Here is a 16,279-nt window from a genome sequence, read left to right as displayed (position 1 = left end):
CTATTCAAAAGTCCCATCTGCATGGATTGCCTTGATCTCGCCTACCCAAATGCCTGTCGTAATTGTTAAATACCAGTCATAATGAGAATGCGGCGGTATAGAACGGACGGTTCTCCACTGTATCGCCGTATCGAGCGCATCGTACGCGCCCGTGCATGGTTCAAGCGCAGTGACGTACTTCCCGTCCATGATCCCTTCCCATACACCGAGATAAGGGACTTGATTCACCGGATAGGCCATTCCAATCGTGTAACCGGAATCTGCACCTTGAAGCGCGCACCAGCCTTCATCTATTTGGCCTTGTGCATAATACTTCTCGCATTTCCCTTCGTACTTCGGATATACGCGATCTATTGCATAATCCTGCCCTTGAACATGGGTTACCGGCCATGGATGAACGGTACCGAAATAGCCGAGCCGATTCGAGATGCTGCAGGTAGACATGACCTGCTTAACCGAAGAAGGCAGCACGATACGCGTATCTGGATCACACACCCATAAAGCGTGCGGCGCCCATATGAAAGGCATTTCGAATCCGGAATAATTATGCGCGCAATAGGAAATGGAAATCGCCTTACCGCTTACGAACCGAATCGTTTTCTCCAGCCGGTAAGGGAAACGTACGCCGTGCACGGATAAACGAATCGCGTCATCTGCAACCGTCTCAACCTTCCATGGCTGGGACCATACCTCCCCATGGTCAGGAATCCGAACGCCTTGCCAAGGGGCATTCGGGTAGTAACATGATTCAATCGAAGGGAATACCTCATCGAATCCGCTGACGTCTCCTGTCCCATAATGATCGTCATAGGATGAACGTCGATACGGGATTTGGGCATCATGCTGAAACAACAATTGCTTATCTTGGTTTTTATCCATAATGCCCTGTATCTTGCCTCCGCTTTCCGGTATAACGGTTATTAGAAGGTCCGGGCTCTCCATCGTAATACTTTCCATACCTTTATAGCCCGATTCATAAATTGGAATAGTCGATAACCCTCCCTTATGATTTAGCTGCTGTCTGTATCTATCAGTTTATCTATCATGAAAGCGCTTTGAAAATTTGAAATTAATAAGAATAGTGGATAAAACTAAGGTGATTGCACCTTCTGCCGGGTCCGCACTGGTGAGAAAAATTAAAATTTCAGCGGCCGTTACTTTTTGCTTCCCGAAGCAGAACACCAAACGAGGCGAAGCCCAGTCGGAAAAGGACCGGTCTTGGGCCGGTCCCTCAGAGCTGCCATATTCGTTAAACTTTTGTGATTCAGCTACTATGAATCGATAAGGACTCTTATTTCGTAAACAAGGTTATTTGATCAAGATTGATCGAATCATCGTTATTAGCAAGTTCCGCCTTGAATGAGATGGTATTGGTGCCCGCATTCAAGGCTACCTCTTGAATATCCTCCATCCAGATATCCCATGTAACTGTTCCCAACAAATGAATGTCTTTGATTTTGACACCATTGACATATAAACCGACCGTCCGATTATCTGCCCATCCTTGCAAATATTGCTCTCCAGCGCTGTACCGTAAAGCGGCATAGTAAGTGCCGGCCGTTGGTACGTTGACTGTGAAAGTAGTAGATGCGTTGGTGCTGGAGTCATAACCGGCCACAAAGCCGGTACCGTTATATCCCATGTGATCGGTTGCAATTTTAGCACTTCCCGCAAGTTGGGCATTCTCCGCCTGAATGACCGTGGCTGTCGATTCAGCTATATCCAAATAGTCCAGATTGATCGTGTCATTATTATCATTCGTCTCCGCACGGTATTCAATCGTATTGACTCCTTCGAGCAAGAACAGCTTCTCCTGTTTAGTCGCCCATTGATCCCAAGATGCCGTTGCACCAAGTACAGTATCTTTCCACTTAGTGCCGTTTACATAGAGACTAACAACGCGATTTGCTGTACCTCCACCAAGAGGACCGGCAGAATAACGTAGATTTGCTGTGTACATGCCATCATGATCCACGCTTACAACAAATCTGCTATTAGCCGTGTTTGATCCGTCATAACCTGCAACGAAACCTGTTCCGCCATAACCTGTATGGTCTCTCATTACCTTTGCGCTGCCGTCCAACTGTGCATACTCGGCCTCGAAACGGTTGGCTGTGTAAGAAGCCGTCGGTGTAGAAGGACTTACAATTAGCTGATATGCTTCCGTATCCACCATGTTGTTAAGCGTAACCGTTACTTGCCCATTCACAATGGAGTATTCGCCATCGGAGAGGTACTGTGGTGTAGTGAGCTTGCTTGTACGTGAGCCGGTATAGCTCGTTTTCCAAATTTGGATATGAACCTTATCAGATAAGTACGGCGTTGCTCCGAACCCTTTGATGACGACATCGTTGTTCCCAGTCCCTCCTCCGACAACTACTATGCTACGTTTGTTGCGGTCATCCCTGGACGCCATGCCGTCCAAACCGTTAGCAAATGGCGTTGTCGTTTTGACCATAGATCCCGTCATGTCGCCATAAAACTTATACAACCAATATGCTCCGTTAGGAACGCTGTTCGGATTAATTAACAGATCTCCAAGCGTTCCACCCTGAAACCAGAAAGGCAAAGCGGCGCTGTCCACACCGGCACGCTCAAATTTTGCCACCAATTGTACCAGATACCCCGGAATCCCAACATCACTCGGCCGACCATATTCGTTGATAGAGATGGGGCGATGAGAAATGCCAAGGCTATTCTCTATGGCTCTCACATCATCGACATGAGCTTGAATATCGGTATATGAATTATCTTCAAGTTCATGATAGGAAATAATATCAGGCAAACAGTTATTCGCTTTGCAATAGGTCAGAAAGTTCATCATAAAGGTATGATTGTAGGCTGCGATATTTGGACCTTCAGTCAGAGTGATCAGATCCTTTGATCGTATCCGGTCATAGATTCGTTTATACCCTTCAAGGTAATTGCCTGCCTTCGCGCTATCCCAAGTCCAATCTGGTTCATTCCAGGGGATATAGGTAAACGAGTTAGGTTTGTTGGCCTTTTGTACCGAATCAACGATGCTATCCACCTTTGATAAATAATCATCCCAGCTTATCCATTTCTGTGGGAAGTTGGGATAAACGTCAGGCATGTAAATTTGAATCTGTTCGATCCCGTTCCGGATTGCTTGTTCGGACACTTTGACAGCATCCCCGAAGGGTCGAACTTCTCCATTTGGCAGCATCCCTGGGTTCGCAGGCGGTTGCGCAAGCATCTTCATACGAAGAGGTGCGAGTGCACGATCATTAGGAACCCGATCGAATCGCAGGCCATAAAGTGCGCCGGATGCTGCATGATCGACATTTGGTTTAACAATGGTAGCCAAATCCACGGTTAGCTGCGGATTAGCCGCATGAGCATGCTGTTCTTGGTATCCAGGAATAAACGATGTAAAAACGGAAACGGCCAAGAATACGGTCAGCAGTTTTTTAGAATTATACCACTTCATAAATCTTTCTCCTCTCGGTTATTAAGATGTTGTACCGTGATGTAAGCGGTTGCATAACCATTCCTGGACAAATCATATCTTTTCTAGTTTCCATTTTCTATTCGAAAATTCTAAGCTTAGTGGATAATAATAATGAATTATAAAAAATTGGTGTTCAGGTACAAACTGAAATGCTATCGTTCCAAATGCAGGACATGTTGATCCGGCCAAGTAACCCAGGTTACTGGCCTGGATGGTTTGATCGAAAGACTTGAGCGAGATGAATTTGATTTGGTGGCCAATGGGCGCTCGTCGTTAGTAGACCCAGAGTGGGTTATGAAAATCCGGAACGGACGGTTCGGCGAACTGAATCCTTTCACAGTCGAAGCACTGAGATCCCTATACTGATTTTAGAAAAAACTTATTAAACGTGACGGACAAATTCGCGGTCGAAGGCATTTCCGAAAGCCTTGCAAAGAAAGTAGCGCCGATCGGAATCCATGTTACGCTTATCGAACCTGGGCTTTCCGAACCGATTGGGCAGGACGATCTGCAAACCCGCGCAAACCGCGATAAACGGCGTATATGGAAACGGTCGGATCAAGCATCAAACGACCAAGCGGGCAGGATATGGAAAATCCGGCCAAGCTGGCGGAAGCGGTCATTCAAGTTGCCGAGCTCCCCAATCCGCCATTGCGTTTATTGCTGGGCAAAGACGCATATGCGGCAGCAACCGCAAAATTGGGCGACATGCTTAACGATATTGGGAATTGGAAAGAAACAACGATGAGTTCCGATTTCGAGGAATAGGAAGGGAGATGATGTCGGGAATTTCGGGTAAAGTGGTCGCCATTACAGGGGCAATCAGCGGTCGGCGAAGTGGCCGCAGGCTTCTCTTACATTTCTATAAGATACGGTTCCCCGCGATTGATTCTTGACCTATGCTGCACGTCAACTTAATAATATGAGCAGGCTGCTGTGGCCTGCTCAACATTAAGTTATATTGAACGTACCCGTCAGCTCAATGCAACACCTTCAGTGTAAGTGTTACAAATAATCAAGTAATTAGCTATCGTAACCCATCTACGCATTCTAATCTACGAAACAAGGTCATCTAACCGCCTGATAATAGAGACCAATGGCCCCGGAATCAAAAGTTTTGTTTTCGATAAGTTTAAGATTGGTCTTCTCTTTGATGCCTTGGAATAACGGCAACCCGCTGCCGATCAGGACAGGAGAAACCGTGATCTTATACTCATCAATTAAATCAAGCCCCATAAGGTAGTGCGCGAACCTAGGACTGCCGAGGATGACCATATCTCTGCCTGGCTGCTGTTTGAGGTTTTTGATCTCTTCCTCGACATCTTCTTTCACCAGTCTGGAATTGTTCCACTCGACTTTCTCCAGCGTTGTGGAAAAAACGATTTTGGCTGTCTTTTCGATCCACTCGGCATGATCCCGTTCATGCTGCGAAGCTGATGGGTCCGAAGGCACAGATGGCCAGTAGCTGTGCATCATCTGATAAGTCCCGCGTCCCCAAATGACCGTGTCGGCAGTACTCAAAATTTCTTTCGCGTGTTTCTCCAAATCAGCATCGTAGGAAACCCAGCCAATGTCCATTTCGCCGTTTGGCCCTTCTACAAAACCGTCAAGCGATGAATGCAAAAATAAAACAAGTTTCCTCATTTTCATTTCTCCTTTGTTCATGTGGTATGCTTACCATTAACTACACTTTACAACATTTCAGTTCAGGCTGTTTATTATAGATTGCTAATTTAACCTGCCCGCTAGCTTAATAAATCTCCGCGTTGAACTACTCCTCATCATTAACTTCTGGATAAAACCGCTGTAAAACCTCACTCATACTTTTGTCTTTTGACACATCAAACTGTCTGGAGTAAATCTCCGTTTTATCTCTAATCTCATCGTCAAAAAGATGAAAACAATCTAATGGTTGGACATACACCCACTCCACTAGTTCACCATAAGGATTGAAATGCTTGGTTTCTGAATCTTTGGCTTCACATTCTGCCTTTTCATACGCTTCCTCAAATGAATCGGCATGTATAAGATATAACCTTTCTTCGTAAATTTTCGATTCATCATAAGCGTCATCGATTGTTAAGGGATTTGGCTCACCAGTGATTTTAGCTTCAAACAAAAGTTTTACAGAATACCATTTTACGTTCTCATGCACTACTTTGTTACCTCCTTAAAATATCAATAATCCTGCCCGTTAGCTTAATAGCTGCAGAAAACCGATCAACGTTCATAGATCATCGAACCGGCCATTTCCTGTCCATAGTTAACCTCATACGCATAGATATCGTCGCCAAACTTTCCTACAGATTGGTATCCGCCTGTTTTCAGGGGGATGTAATCGGTGTATCTCGAGGTCATCACTCCATATGGATCCATCATGAATATCGTACAATGATCATAATCTGCCCTTCCGTACAACACAAACGAAAAAAACTCCATCCCCTAAGGGACGGAGTTACTCCGCTTAACTTTCTGCGCCCTCATCCATATGTTGCGTAAATTCGTCCAAAAGCGCGCGCACTTCATCGGTTGACGTCGTGCTCATCAATTGATTTCTGAGTTCGCTTGCCCCTCGGAACCCTTTGACATAAATCTTGAAAAAGCGGTGAAGAGCTTTGAATGGACGGGCCTCTAATTTTTGGGAGTACTGATCATGGAGATCCAGCTGCAATCTTAAAAGATCAAGGTATTCGCTGCTGCTATGTTCCCTCGGCTCTTTTTCAAAAGCAAAAGGGTTTTTAAAAATCCCGCGCCCGATCATGATCCCATCCACGCCATATTGTTCAGCCAGCTTTAGGCCCGTTTGACGGTCAGGAATATCTCCGTTGATCGTCAGCAGCGTATGCGGCGCCACACGATCCCGAAGCTCCTTGATCTCAGGAATCAGTTCCCAATGCGCATCGACTTGGCTCATTTCCTCTCTCGTCCGCAAGTGGATCGAAAGATTAGCGATATCCTGCTTCAAAATATGGGTCAACCAGTCCTGCCATTCATCCACTCTTGTGAAACCAAGTCTGGTCTTCACGCTTACAGGCAATCCTCCTGCCTTGGCCGCTTGGATGATGTCGGCAGCAACCTCCGGCCGGAGAATCAGGCCGCTTCCCTTTCCGTTGCATGCCACATTATGGACAGGACAACCCATATTGATATCGATCCCTTTAAATCCCATCTTCGCCATATCGATACTCATTTTTTCAAAATACTCCGGCTTATCGCCCCATATATGCGCGACCATAGGTTGTTCATCCTCGGTAAAGAGCAGCCGGCCGCGCACGCTATGATTGCCTTCCGGGTGACAATAGCTCTCCGTATTCGTAAACTCCGTAAAAAACACATCCGGTCTTCCCGCTTTACTCACGACATGACGAAAAACAACGTGCGTCACATCTTCCATCGGTGCAAGCACAAAAAAAGGCCGGGGTAAATCAAGCCAAAAATTGTTGTTCACTTCAAACTCAAATCCTTTCGTTATGATGCAGTTTCAAACGTTGTCCCATAATATTACGCCTAACGTTCTTCTTATCCACTTATATCATGCTTAATCACTTAATGATTAAACAATAGTACCCTTGGAGATCCAACCAAGCAACTGCTTAGTGCTTACTGACAATATTATATATCAAATTAAAAGAATTTTTTATCTTACCAGCCTTTAAGAAAAAAGAACCAATTCCTCAACCAGAAATTTTCGAGTGCGACCAGAACCATACAATCCTTTTTTTAGAAAACACAAAAAAACCGAGCAGAAACAGGAGTAGATCCCCGCTTCTCGGTCGGCTCTCGTGCAAACTCATTGTCCTGTAGTCAGACTTCTTAGACTTTGGGTGAACGCAGATGCTAATGATGTTGAGCAGATATTGGGGCTTTTTACGATATAAAAAGGAAAACGCCACCCCACATACATAGGGCAGCGTCTTGATATTTCAACTATCATTAAGGGTTGGTTGACCAAAGTCCGGCATGTTTTAGTAAAACACGCGGATGAAGTTTTAGTTGTGCAACCATCAAGTCTGCTAAATCTTCTGCCTGCATCACTTTATCCGGATTGCCGTCTGTTAAGTTGAGTTCAACAGCCATGTCTGTTGCCACCGTACTTGGCGTTAACGTGGTCACACGAATATTGTGCTTACGCACTTCAAGCATTAATGACTCGCTTAATCCGATCACCGCAGCTTTTGATGCCGAGTATGCACTTGTAACCGGTGCGCCTTTTTGACCGGCTGTCGAGGAGATATTAATGATGTCGCCTGTTTTGCGCTCAATCATTTCCGGTAATACCGCACGTGTTGTGTAGTACACCCCTTTTACATTGACATCGATGATATTGGTCCATTCCTCAGGCGTTAAGTCCATGAAGTTGCCGAATTTGGAGATGCCGGCATTGTTGACCAAAATGTCAATGGCGCCAAGCTCACTGCGAATGGATTCAACCGCTGCAGTGATCGACTCTAAATCGGCCACGTTTGCCGTGGCGATGGCCACCTTCACATCATACTGTTTAAGTTCCTCTGCTACGTGTTGCAAATTTTCAAGCGTGCGTCCAACAAGACCTACGTGAATACCTTCTTTCGCAAAAGCTATTGCTGTTGCACGTCCAATTCCACGCCCTGCTCCTGTAATTAATGCCACTTTGCCTTGGATTGATTGCATGGTGTTCACTCCTTAATAAAATCGTTTTGAAACAACGCTGAACCCTGCATTCCACCGTTGCCTCAATATATAAACTTGCAAAACAGTCATTTTCTCAATGTTCGACCACACTTATTGTATCACGACTTGATTTGAATCTGAAATGTCATGCGATTATTCTAATTCCAACCAAGCCACGCTCTCCACATGCACCGTATGCGGGAACATATCCACCGGCGTCACTTCCACCGTGCGATACCCGCCATCCTCCAGCACCCGCAAATCCCGCGCCAGCGTAGAAGGATTGCAGCTCACGTAAACCACCCGCTCCGGTTTCATCTCCAAAATCGTCTCCAGCAGCTTCGGATCGCAGCCTTTGCGCGGCGGGTCGACGACGATGACGTCCGCTTCGATGCCCTGCTCTTTCCAGACAGGAATGACATCTTCAGACGCGCCAACCTCAAACGTAACATTGCTCATTCCGTTCAGTTCCGCGTTGCGGCGCGCATCTTCGATGGCTTCCGGCACGATTTCTACGCCGTACACCTTGCCCGCATGCTGCGCCAGGAACAGCGAAATCGTCCCGATGCCGCAGTACGCGTCGATGACCGTCTCTTTTCCGGTCAACCGGGCGTATTCCACCGTTTTGCCGTACAGCACTTCGGTCTGTGCCGGGTTCACCTGATAGAACGACCGCGCCGAGATGGCGAACTTCACGTCGCCGATATAGTCATAAATCACTTCGCGGCCCCACAGGACGCGGGTGACGTTTTCGAAAATCACGTTCGTCTGCTTCGTGTTCACGTTCTGGCAGATGCTGACCACCGATGGCAGCTGTTCGCGAATCGCGACGATCCATTCGTCCGCGTGCGGGATCTTGTCCCCGTTGGTAACAAGAACGATCATCATCTCGCCGGTACGGAAAGCGACCTTCACCACAACGTGACGGAGCAGACCTTTACCGGTTTCTTCATCGTACGCGGAGATGCCGAGCTTGCGGCCGATCGCCTTCACGCGGGCAACGACCTCGTCGTTGCTCTCGTGCTGGATGAGGCAGGCTTCCATGTCGATGATGCGGTGGCTGCCGCGGGCGTAGAAGCCGCCCACCAGGCCGCCCTCGGTCACGCCGATCGGCACCTGGGCCTTGTTGCGGTATCGCCACGGTTCGTTCATGCCAAGCGTGGCATGGACCTGGATCCCTTGGGAGCTTCCTGCTTCCGAAGGTGCCGCCTCAACAGACTCTCGCGAGTCCCCGCGCCGCAGCTCCGGCTCCCCGAGCACCTGCAGCTTCCCGATCCGCGTCAGGTTGTCCACGACAAGCTGCCGTTTCCACGCCAGCTGCGCGGCATAGTCCATATGCTGCAGCTGGCAGCCGCCGCATTTGTCGAAGATCGGGCAGGGCGCGGCAATGCGGTCCGGGCTGGCTTCGACCAGCTCGAGCAGCTTGGCGTAGCCGTACTGCTTTTTGGTCTTCAGCACCTTCACGCGCACTTTTTCGCCGGGCAGAGCGCCCGCGACGAATAACGTATATCCTTCGGCCCGGCCCACGCCTTCACCGTCATGGTTCATCCCGATGATGTCGATGACGACCTCGTCGTTTTTGGCCACCGGCAGTCCGGTGATGGGTGCAGGCGTGCTGCGGCGGCCGGCGTTCCGGCGGCTTTGTCGCTTGTTCATGCTGCTTACGTCACTTCTTTCCTTATATATTCAATCATAAAATGGGAGCCTATTGCAGACACCATTTTTCCGTATGCTCTCGCCTAACGTCTTTATTTTTAAAAAGGCACTGAACCTTCCCTGCATGACATCCATCCTATTATACCAAACATCTCCCCAACGCAAAAAAGATCAAGATGTCCCGCTCCCCTTCCCGGTGCGATGGGCAGCGACTGGACATCTTAACCTGCGTGAACTGCCGGTATGTATCGGTTTACGGCCGCTTGGGCCGTCTTGCAAACCGCAACGCTGGTCTTGCTAAAAAATCCATTCCTTACGCAAAAATCCTCAAATGCTGATGCAGCACCGAAAACTGGCCCGGAAGCGTTCCGCCCAGCTCGCCGTCGAGGTTGAGCAGCACCTTGCCCGGGGAAGTGACCTCCATCGAGCGGGTGCGGAAATACACGACCTTTTTGTCGTTAAAATGCTCGCCGCGCAGCGCCAACGTGACGACCCGGACGAATTCGGCCAGGTTGCATTTTTTGAGGGCGATCACGTCGAGCAGGCCGTCGTCGATCCGCGCGCCGGGCGCGAGCTTCTCGAAGCCGCCGACCGAGTTCGTGTTGGTGATGAGGAAAATCATGAATTCGTCGTGGATCGTCTCCTGCCCTTCGGCTTCGATGATCAGCTCCTGCGGCGACAGGCTGACCATTTTTTCGACCCCTTTAATGTAATACGCAAGCTGCCCGATCATCGTCTTGAGGCGGCTGGGCACGTCATAAGTCAGTTCCGTCAACGTCCCTCCGCCCGCGATGTTGATAAAATACCGGTCATTGGCTTTCCCGACGTCGATCGGACGGGTCTGCTGCCGGATCACGAGATCGCAGTAGTCCTCCCAGCTTCTCGGGATGCCCAGCCCGCGCGCGAAATCATTCGTCGTTCCCACCGGAAAAATGCCGAGGGGAGGTACATTGTCCTTGCCGGCCATGCCGTTGATGACCTCGTTCAGCGTGCCGTCGCCGCCCGCGGCGATGATCATGTCATATCCGCGTTCCACGGCATCCGCAGCCGCGGCCGTCGCGTCGCCTTCGCCGGTCGTCGCATGGCAGGAGGTTTCGATGCCGCCCAGATCAAGCCGCTGCAGCACGTCAGGCAGACGCCGCCTCATTTCCTCCCGGCCGGAAGTGGGATTATAAATCAATCTTGCTCTTTTCATTACCAAACGCCACCCATTTTAGGAATTCACACCGTTATGATTGCTCTAAGGGATTCGCATGTCGCCAAAAGCACGCAACCTCAAGGCCATACGCCCCTTAGAAGAATATAGCCCATTATTCCACTTTTAACCAGTCTTGAACCTGCTGGTCAATCCACGCGGTCAGCAGCGGATGCGGCAGCAGCGCCTTTCCCGGATACAGGTAGCTCAAGCCTTCCAGACGTTTTGGAATCACTTCGCGGATAAAATAACCCTCACTCAAAAAAAGCGGAGCCGCAATGACCTGCATTCCCCGGTCCTTTTGCCAATATGCCACTTTCTCGCGAACGTTGTCCGGCCGCAGCAGCGCAACATCGCTGCATGCGAAGCCGCCGATCTCCCGCACCTGGTCCGCCAGCCGCCGGAGCCCTTCCTCCCAGCGTTTGCGAAAACTTTCATAACTGCTTCCATGTCCGATCAGGACAAGGACTTCCCGCTCCGGTTCCCGGGATACCGGCCTTATTTTATCCCACAACATTTCCGCCACGTAAGGCCCATGCTCGATCGGCGAGCCGTAGTGAATGGTCGCACTGACCCGAAACCGCTCCAGGTCGCTGTCAAAAGAAGGAGCATCCAGCACGCCGAGCGCGTATGCAATTTCGTTCACATGCGTGCTCCCGGAAGAAACGAACAGCGGAATGACCAGAATGTCCGTGACTCCCTGGCCTTCAAGCCGGTCGATGCCATCCTGAATGAGCCGTCCTTCCACGAGTTCCAAGAACGAAGCCGCCACAGGGAGGTCTCCCCGCAGCGGCAGCTGATGAATGGCTTCATCGACCAGATCGACCCAAGCCTGTTCCCTTGAGCCGTGGCTGATGATTAGTACGCCCCGTTTGCGCATCTTATCGTCCAAGACGGTCTAACGTCATTTTATACCCTTCGTTGCCGTAATTCAAACACCGTTTTACGCGGGAAATGGTCGCGGTGCTCGCTCCCGTTTCAGCCTCGATCTGGTTGTACGTGCAGCCTTTGCCGAGCATGCGCGCCACTTCCAGACGCTGGGACAGGGACTGGATTTCGTTCACAGTGCACAGGTCATCGAAGAACACGTAACATTCTTCAATATTTTCCAGCGTTAAAATAGCTTCAAATAATTGGTCAATACTTTTATCATTAAGTTTCTTCAGTTGCACTGAATCATCATCCCCTACTATTACTATTGCCTATTCAGGATTGTGCTCCCGTCACAGGGTCTTTCCACATTATAATATCGGTCAATCCATATTCAAATGATAGTCCTCTATGTACTCTCATTGTACCGAGCCGGTATAAAATTTTCAAGCGTTAACGAATTCACGCACTGAAGAGTTGCATGGCAGCAGGCTAAATAAAGCGACATGGATCAGCCGCCCGGTCCATCGATGCCTTTCCATGGTTAAAATGCATCAAACACCACCTTCCATTTGAAAGCGCTTAAATTATACATCATCCATGCGGGCTTTTACATGATGTTTTGGCGGATCGTTTCCAAATTCCGGTTATTCGGCCCTCTAGCCCTCTGATTTTGCAGGCAGGCATGAGCCTCGGTATTGACGGGTTTCGCCATTCATTTTTGGCGGATAGGTTTCGGTCGATTGATAATCGCTCTCTTGGACAATCCTTCGTGACCCATGACAGGCGATTCCCTACTTCGGGATCTTCCGTACCTGCACCAACCGGGACGCCGCTGAATCTTTTAGGATAAGGGCTCTCCGAGCGATCCTTGAATACGGATTTTGCGCAAAAGAAAAACCGCCCTATATGGCGGCATGGCCCGTCGCTGTTGGTGTCGTGCCCGTTCACTCCGGACTCGAAAGTCCTTCCTTGGCCTGTGAATTTTTCTCCTGATGATAATCCTTCCAAAGCGGGGCGATGTATTTTTCCAACGTATTCACCATTTCATTTCTCCGGCCTTCTTCGATATGGACCGTGTCATGAAGAATATCGTTTCGAATCCGGATGAGCACAAATAGAGGAGGCAATGCCACCTCGCGCAGCGCCTGAATCATGTTTTCCTCTTGCGGCGAAATATTCATAAGCAGCATCTTCCTTTTCTGTTCGGGATGAACCCATTATAAACCCTGACATTAGTGTCAGGGTCAAGGTAGATAACCTGCAAATCATACGATGCCGCCGCTCCACACCCTGGAAGGATACCCCAAGCCCGCTTGCCGGACGCCGCTTCTGGGTATTCGCCCGATTCCGCACCTATCCCTGTCTACCGGGCATTCGTCCATACCTTATGTTCGCCCATGACATACAGTATAATAAAACATTCCAAAAAGGAAAGTGATATCCATGCCTGAGCATTACTATCACCGCAAGCCCCGCAACGATCATCGCTCACTGAACGGCGGTCCTTTCTCTCCTTACCCATCCTATTCACCCTATCCGGGTATCCCTTATAACGATTTTGGCGCCGGTCCGGGCACGGGCCTTGTTCCGATGCCGGGGGGCGAAGTGCTGCCAAGCGCCGAAGTGCTGACGGGAGCCGCCGAAGCGACCTCCGTGGCCGCTGCAGCCGCGCCTGCGGCTGCTGCCGCCAAATCGGGATTTTCCCTGGCCAATATCGGGGAGCTGAAAGGATTGATCGACCGGATGGGCGGGATTGACGGCATCGTCAATTCCATCGGGAAGGTGCAAAAGGTGATGACCGGCGTGCAGCAGGTGGCGCCGATGTTCAAACTGCTGTTCGGAAAAGGCAAAACGAACGCCGCCGAGGAGCCGGCCGAATACCGGCCCCGCCGCAGAAGAAACACGCGCAAAAAATCCTCTTCCAGAAAGCGTTCGAACAACGCCTATCGCCCCGGCAAATCCTCGAAATCCTCCCGCAAAAAGCGGCGCTGACCAGACACATAGGAGCATAGAATCTCCCATCCTTCCCAGCCCGGACATCGGTCCCCCGAACCCATCCGATCCCGGGCCGTTTCATGCCGCCATCGTGCCCGCCAGCCCCGTAGGACGAAAGATGCTTAAATTTACATCCAGGGGACCGGAAGGTCCCCTCCTCCCCCGTGTTTCGCATTGCAAAAAAAGCCGCCATCACGCGGCTTCCCACAGCATTTTTACTTAAACCAGCCCCGCCGCTGAAACCACAGCACCATGCCCGCCGCAAGAGCGAACATAAGCACCATCACCGCAGGGTAACCGTATTTCCAGCCGAGCTCCGGCATGTTCGTAAAGTTCATCCCATAAATCCCGGCAATCAGCGTCAAAGGCATGAACACGGTCGTGATGACCGTCAGCGTCTTCATGATCGAGTTCATCCGGTTGGAGTTGAGCGAGATGTAGCTGTCCCGCAGATCGGCCGTCATTTCCCGGTCCGCTTCGATCATGTCGGTCAGCTTCAGCAGATGGTCGTAAATGTCGCCGAAATACACCTTATGCTCGCTGCTGCTTTGGACATGCTGGGAGTTGACGACCCGGTACAGCAAATCGCGCATCGGCACGATCGTGCGCCGCAGCTTCAGCAGCCGCCCCCGCAGCTCGAACACCTGCTTCATCAGCTCCTCGACCGATTCCCTGCTGCCCCGCGTTTCAAGCTCCGCCAGCTCGTCTTCGATCGTGAACACGCACGGAAAATATTTGTCCACCAGCTTGTCCATCACGTTGTAGGCGCAGGACACCGGCCCGCGGGACCAGATTTTCCGGTCATGGGCATGCTGGATGATTTCCTTCCACGCTTCGTCCACTTCCTCCAGCTCTTTTTCGTGGAACGATACAAGCAAATCCTGCCCGAGAAACAGATCCACCTCTTCCACATGGAGCGTATCGGGATCGATGGCATGAAGCACGTAAAATTGCAGCTCGTCGTAATTGTCCAGCTTCGGGCGCTGCAGCACATGGAGGCAGTCCTCCACAGCAAGCGGGTGGAAATGGAAATAAGTCGTCAGCAGGGCCGATTCCTCTTCGGTCGGCGCGTTAAAGTCCACCCACATCCAGGCGTAATCCCCCGGACGGGTGTCCTCCAGCTTAAAATTCGTTACCACCTCATGCGTATGCGTCACAGCCAGCGTGCGTATCATCGGTTATCGACAGACTCCTTTCGAGAGCGGGATGCACAAGCCCAAATCCGTCCCTTGCGTTATTCTTTTATTGTACAGCAAAGACAGCCGTTCGCGAAATTCGGGAGGGAAGACCGTTTCCCGGGGCACGGGGACAAGCTCCAACGTCAGCCTTTGGAACGACGCGCCGTAAAACTCCTCACCCAAACGCCGGGCGCCAGCCGATCCGGGCATACAAAAAAGCCAACCTCATCGATTGGCCCCCACTTCATATCCATATGTGATTTGTCTAGAATAAAATCTTATAAATAATGCCTGCCAGTATGGCGGAGATCGGAATGGTAATAAACCACGTGATCACGATCCGTCCGGCCAGCGACCATTTCACTTCGGAAAAACGTTTGGCGCTGCCTACCCCGAGAATCGCGGAGGTTACCGCATGGGTCGTACTGACCGGCAAATGCAGCAGCGTTGCGCCGAAGATAACCGAAGCCGAAGTAAAGTCTGCGGCAAAGCCGTTGATCGGCTCGATTTTGAAGATTTTCGTCCCCATCGTCTTGATGATCTTCCAGCCGCCAATGGAGGTGCCGAGCGCCATCGAGGTGGCCGCAGCGATTTTGACCCACAGCGGAACTTCGAGATGATCCAGACGGCCGGACGCCACGAGCGCGAACGTAATGATCCCCATCGCCTTTTGCGCGTCGTTCGTGCCGTGCGTAAACGATTGGGCGGCTGCCGTGACGATCTGCATCATCCGGAAGCCTTTGTTCACGGTATGCGGGCTTTTTTTCGCAAAAATCCATTTGAGGATCGTCATGATGATATACCCGACCACAAACGCGATTAACGGGGAAAGCAGCAATCCTTCCACGATTTCGACGAATCCGCTCCATTTGACATGGTTTGCGCCGGCTCCGACGAATACCGCTCCGGCCAATGCGCCGATCAGCGCGTGGGAGGAAGAAGACGGAATCCCCAGCCACCAGGTAGCGAGGTTCCAGATGATCGCGGCCAGCAGCGTGGCAATGACGACCTCAATCCCGTTATCGAGCGTGGATGGATCCGCGACGCTTCCGCCGATTTTTTTCGCGACGCCCGTAAACATGATGGCCCCGACGAAGTTCATGATGGCTGCCAGGATGATCGCCGTACGCGGCTTAAGCGCCCGGGTCGATACCGAGGTTGCGATGGCATTCGCCGTATCATGGAAACCGTTGATGAAATCAAACGCCAGCGCCAGGAAGATGACAATGCCTAATACAATGATTGGTGTCTCCATGTGTT

General features: G+C 50.5%; 15 protein-coding genes. 2 read left to right on the top strand and 13 right to left on the bottom strand.

Translation table 11 applies throughout. The features are described from left to right. A complete protein-coding gene (locus AC27KL_RS23395; protein WP_487171252.1) occupies nucleotides 1-879 on the bottom strand; it encodes an aldose epimerase family protein in 879 nt (292 codons plus the stop codon). Between the two features lie 412 nt (nucleotides 880-1,291). Continuing rightward, the gene (locus tag AC27KL_RS23390) at nucleotides 1,292-3,451 is read right to left on the bottom strand and encodes a CBM35 domain-containing protein (protein ID WP_487171251.1); all 2,160 of its coding nucleotides are present in this window, start codon (nucleotides 3,449-3,451) and stop codon (nucleotides 1,292-1,294) included. Nucleotides 3,452-4,060: 609 nt separating this feature from the next. Here AC27KL_RS23390 and AC27KL_RS23385 point away from each other — a divergent pair. Then, nucleotides 4,061-4,240 carry a hypothetical protein gene (locus AC27KL_RS23385; protein WP_487171250.1) on the top strand — a complete coding sequence of 60 codons (180 nt, stop codon included), beginning with the start codon at nucleotides 4,061-4,063 and terminating at the stop codon, nucleotides 4,238-4,240. Nucleotides 4,241-4,540: 300 nt separating this feature from the next. Here AC27KL_RS23385 and AC27KL_RS23380 read toward each other — a convergent pair whose 3' ends face one another. The 9 genes from AC27KL_RS23380 to AC27KL_RS23340 form a co-directional block, all read right to left on the bottom strand. Beyond that, the gene (locus tag AC27KL_RS23380) at nucleotides 4,541-5,116 is read right to left on the bottom strand and encodes a dihydrofolate reductase family protein (protein ID WP_487171249.1); all 576 of its coding nucleotides are present in this window, start codon (nucleotides 5,114-5,116) and stop codon (nucleotides 4,541-4,543) included. Between the two features lie 127 nt (nucleotides 5,117-5,243). Continuing rightward, the gene (locus AC27KL_RS23375; protein ID WP_487171248.1) at nucleotides 5,244-5,627 is read right to left on the bottom strand and encodes a DUF4288 domain-containing protein; all 384 of its coding nucleotides are present in this window, start codon (nucleotides 5,625-5,627) and stop codon (nucleotides 5,244-5,246) included. A gap of 309 nt (nucleotides 5,628-5,936) precedes the next feature. Continuing rightward, nucleotides 5,937-6,920: a tRNA dihydrouridine synthase gene (locus AC27KL_RS23370; RefSeq protein WP_212952334.1), complete on the bottom strand. Its 984-nt coding sequence runs from the start codon at nucleotides 6,918-6,920 to the stop codon at nucleotides 5,937-5,939. A 485-nt stretch (nucleotides 6,921-7,405) separates the two neighbouring features. Next, complete coding sequence (locus AC27KL_RS23365; RefSeq protein ID WP_487171247.1) at nucleotides 7,406-8,122, bottom strand: 3-ketoacyl-ACP reductase; 717 nt, start codon at nucleotides 8,120-8,122, stop codon at nucleotides 7,406-7,408. A 153-nt stretch (nucleotides 8,123-8,275) separates the two neighbouring features. Next, entirely contained in the window at nucleotides 8,276-9,778 is a 1,503-nt protein-coding gene (gene rlmD, locus AC27KL_RS23360) for a 23S rRNA (uracil(1939)-C(5))-methyltransferase RlmD (protein WP_487171246.1), read from the bottom strand. 313 nt (nucleotides 9,779-10,091) lie between these two features. After that, a complete protein-coding gene (locus tag AC27KL_RS23355) occupies nucleotides 10,092-10,973 on the bottom strand; it encodes a diacylglycerol kinase (RefSeq protein ID WP_036714990.1) in 882 nt (293 codons plus the stop codon). 115 nt (nucleotides 10,974-11,088) lie between these two features. Continuing rightward, nucleotides 11,089-11,853 carry a sirohydrochlorin chelatase gene (locus tag AC27KL_RS23350; RefSeq protein ID WP_339325037.1) on the bottom strand — a complete coding sequence of 255 codons (765 nt, stop codon included), beginning with the start codon at nucleotides 11,851-11,853 and terminating at the stop codon, nucleotides 11,089-11,091. Nucleotide 11,854: 1 nt separating this feature from the next. Continuing rightward, nucleotides 11,855-12,145, bottom strand: coding sequence for a YerC/YecD family TrpR-related protein (locus AC27KL_RS23345; RefSeq protein ID WP_036714986.1), 291 nt, complete (start codon nucleotides 12,143-12,145; stop codon nucleotides 11,855-11,857). A 645-nt stretch (nucleotides 12,146-12,790) separates the two neighbouring features. Continuing rightward, nucleotides 12,791-13,027 carry a hypothetical protein gene (locus tag AC27KL_RS23340; RefSeq protein WP_487171245.1) on the bottom strand — a complete coding sequence of 79 codons (237 nt, stop codon included), beginning with the start codon at nucleotides 13,025-13,027 and terminating at the stop codon, nucleotides 12,791-12,793. Nucleotides 13,028-13,289: 262 nt separating this feature from the next. Here AC27KL_RS23340 and AC27KL_RS23335 point away from each other — a divergent pair, with 262 nt between their 5' ends. After that, nucleotides 13,290-13,838 (top strand): hypothetical protein, encoded by a 549-nt coding sequence (locus AC27KL_RS23335; RefSeq protein WP_212952327.1) that lies wholly within the window; start codon nucleotides 13,290-13,292, stop codon nucleotides 13,836-13,838. Between the two features lie 218 nt (nucleotides 13,839-14,056). Here AC27KL_RS23335 and corA read toward each other — a convergent pair whose 3' ends face one another. Together corA and AC27KL_RS23325 are read right to left on the bottom strand one after the other, a co-directional pair. After that, complete coding sequence (gene corA / locus AC27KL_RS23330) at nucleotides 14,057-15,016, bottom strand: magnesium/cobalt transporter CorA (protein WP_339323470.1); 960 nt, start codon at nucleotides 15,014-15,016, stop codon at nucleotides 14,057-14,059. A 268-nt stretch (nucleotides 15,017-15,284) separates the two neighbouring features. Beyond that, nucleotides 15,285-16,274 (bottom strand): inorganic phosphate transporter, encoded by a 990-nt coding sequence (locus AC27KL_RS23325; RefSeq protein ID WP_339323469.1) that lies wholly within the window; start codon nucleotides 16,272-16,274, stop codon nucleotides 15,285-15,287. Nucleotides 16,275-16,279 lie beyond the last annotated feature (5 nt).

It is taken from the genome of Paenibacillus sp. YAE3, from assembly GCF_057546105.1.
This window is presented reverse-complemented; position numbering and strand designations above follow the sequence as displayed.

Bases quoted from the DNA above. Each gene is read 5' to 3' on its own strand.
- AC27KL_RS23385 (WP_487171250.1), top strand. From the start codon at position 4,061: ATGGAAAATCCGGCCAAGCTGGCGGAAGCGGTCATTCAAGTTGCCGAG.
- AC27KL_RS23355 (WP_036714990.1), bottom strand. From the start codon at position 10,973: ATGAAAAGAGCAAGATTGATTTATAATCCCACTTCCGGCCGGGAGGAA.
- AC27KL_RS23390 (WP_487171251.1), bottom strand. From the start codon at position 3,451: ATGAAGTGGTATAATTCTAAAAAACTGCTGACCGTATTCTTGGCCGTT.
- rlmD (WP_487171246.1), bottom strand. From the start codon at position 9,778: ATGAACAAGCGACAAAGCCGCCGGAACGCCGGCCGCCGCAGCACGCCT.
- AC27KL_RS23395 (WP_487171252.1), bottom strand. From the start codon at position 879: ATGGATAAAAACCAAGATAAGCAATTGTTGTTTCAGCATGATGCCCAA.
- AC27KL_RS23380 (WP_487171249.1), bottom strand. From the start codon at position 5,116: ATGAGGAAACTTGTTTTATTTTTGCATTCATCGCTTGACGGTTTTGTA.
- AC27KL_RS23335 (WP_212952327.1), top strand. From the start codon at position 13,290: ATGCCTGAGCATTACTATCACCGCAAGCCCCGCAACGATCATCGCTCA.
- corA (WP_339323470.1), bottom strand. From the start codon at position 15,016: ATGATACGCACGCTGGCTGTGACGCATACGCATGAGGTGGTAACGAAT.
- AC27KL_RS23325 (WP_339323469.1), bottom strand. From the start codon at position 16,274: ATGGAGACACCAATCATTGTATTAGGCATTGTCATCTTCCTGGCGCTG.
- AC27KL_RS23350 (WP_339325037.1), bottom strand. From the start codon at position 11,853: ATGCGCAAACGGGGCGTACTAATCATCAGCCACGGCTCAAGGGAACAG.
- AC27KL_RS23340 (WP_487171245.1), bottom strand. From the start codon at position 13,027: ATGAATATTTCGCCGCAAGAGGAAAACATGATTCAGGCGCTGCGCGAG.
- AC27KL_RS23365 (WP_487171247.1), bottom strand. From the start codon at position 8,122: ATGCAATCAATCCAAGGCAAAGTGGCATTAATTACAGGAGCAGGGCGT.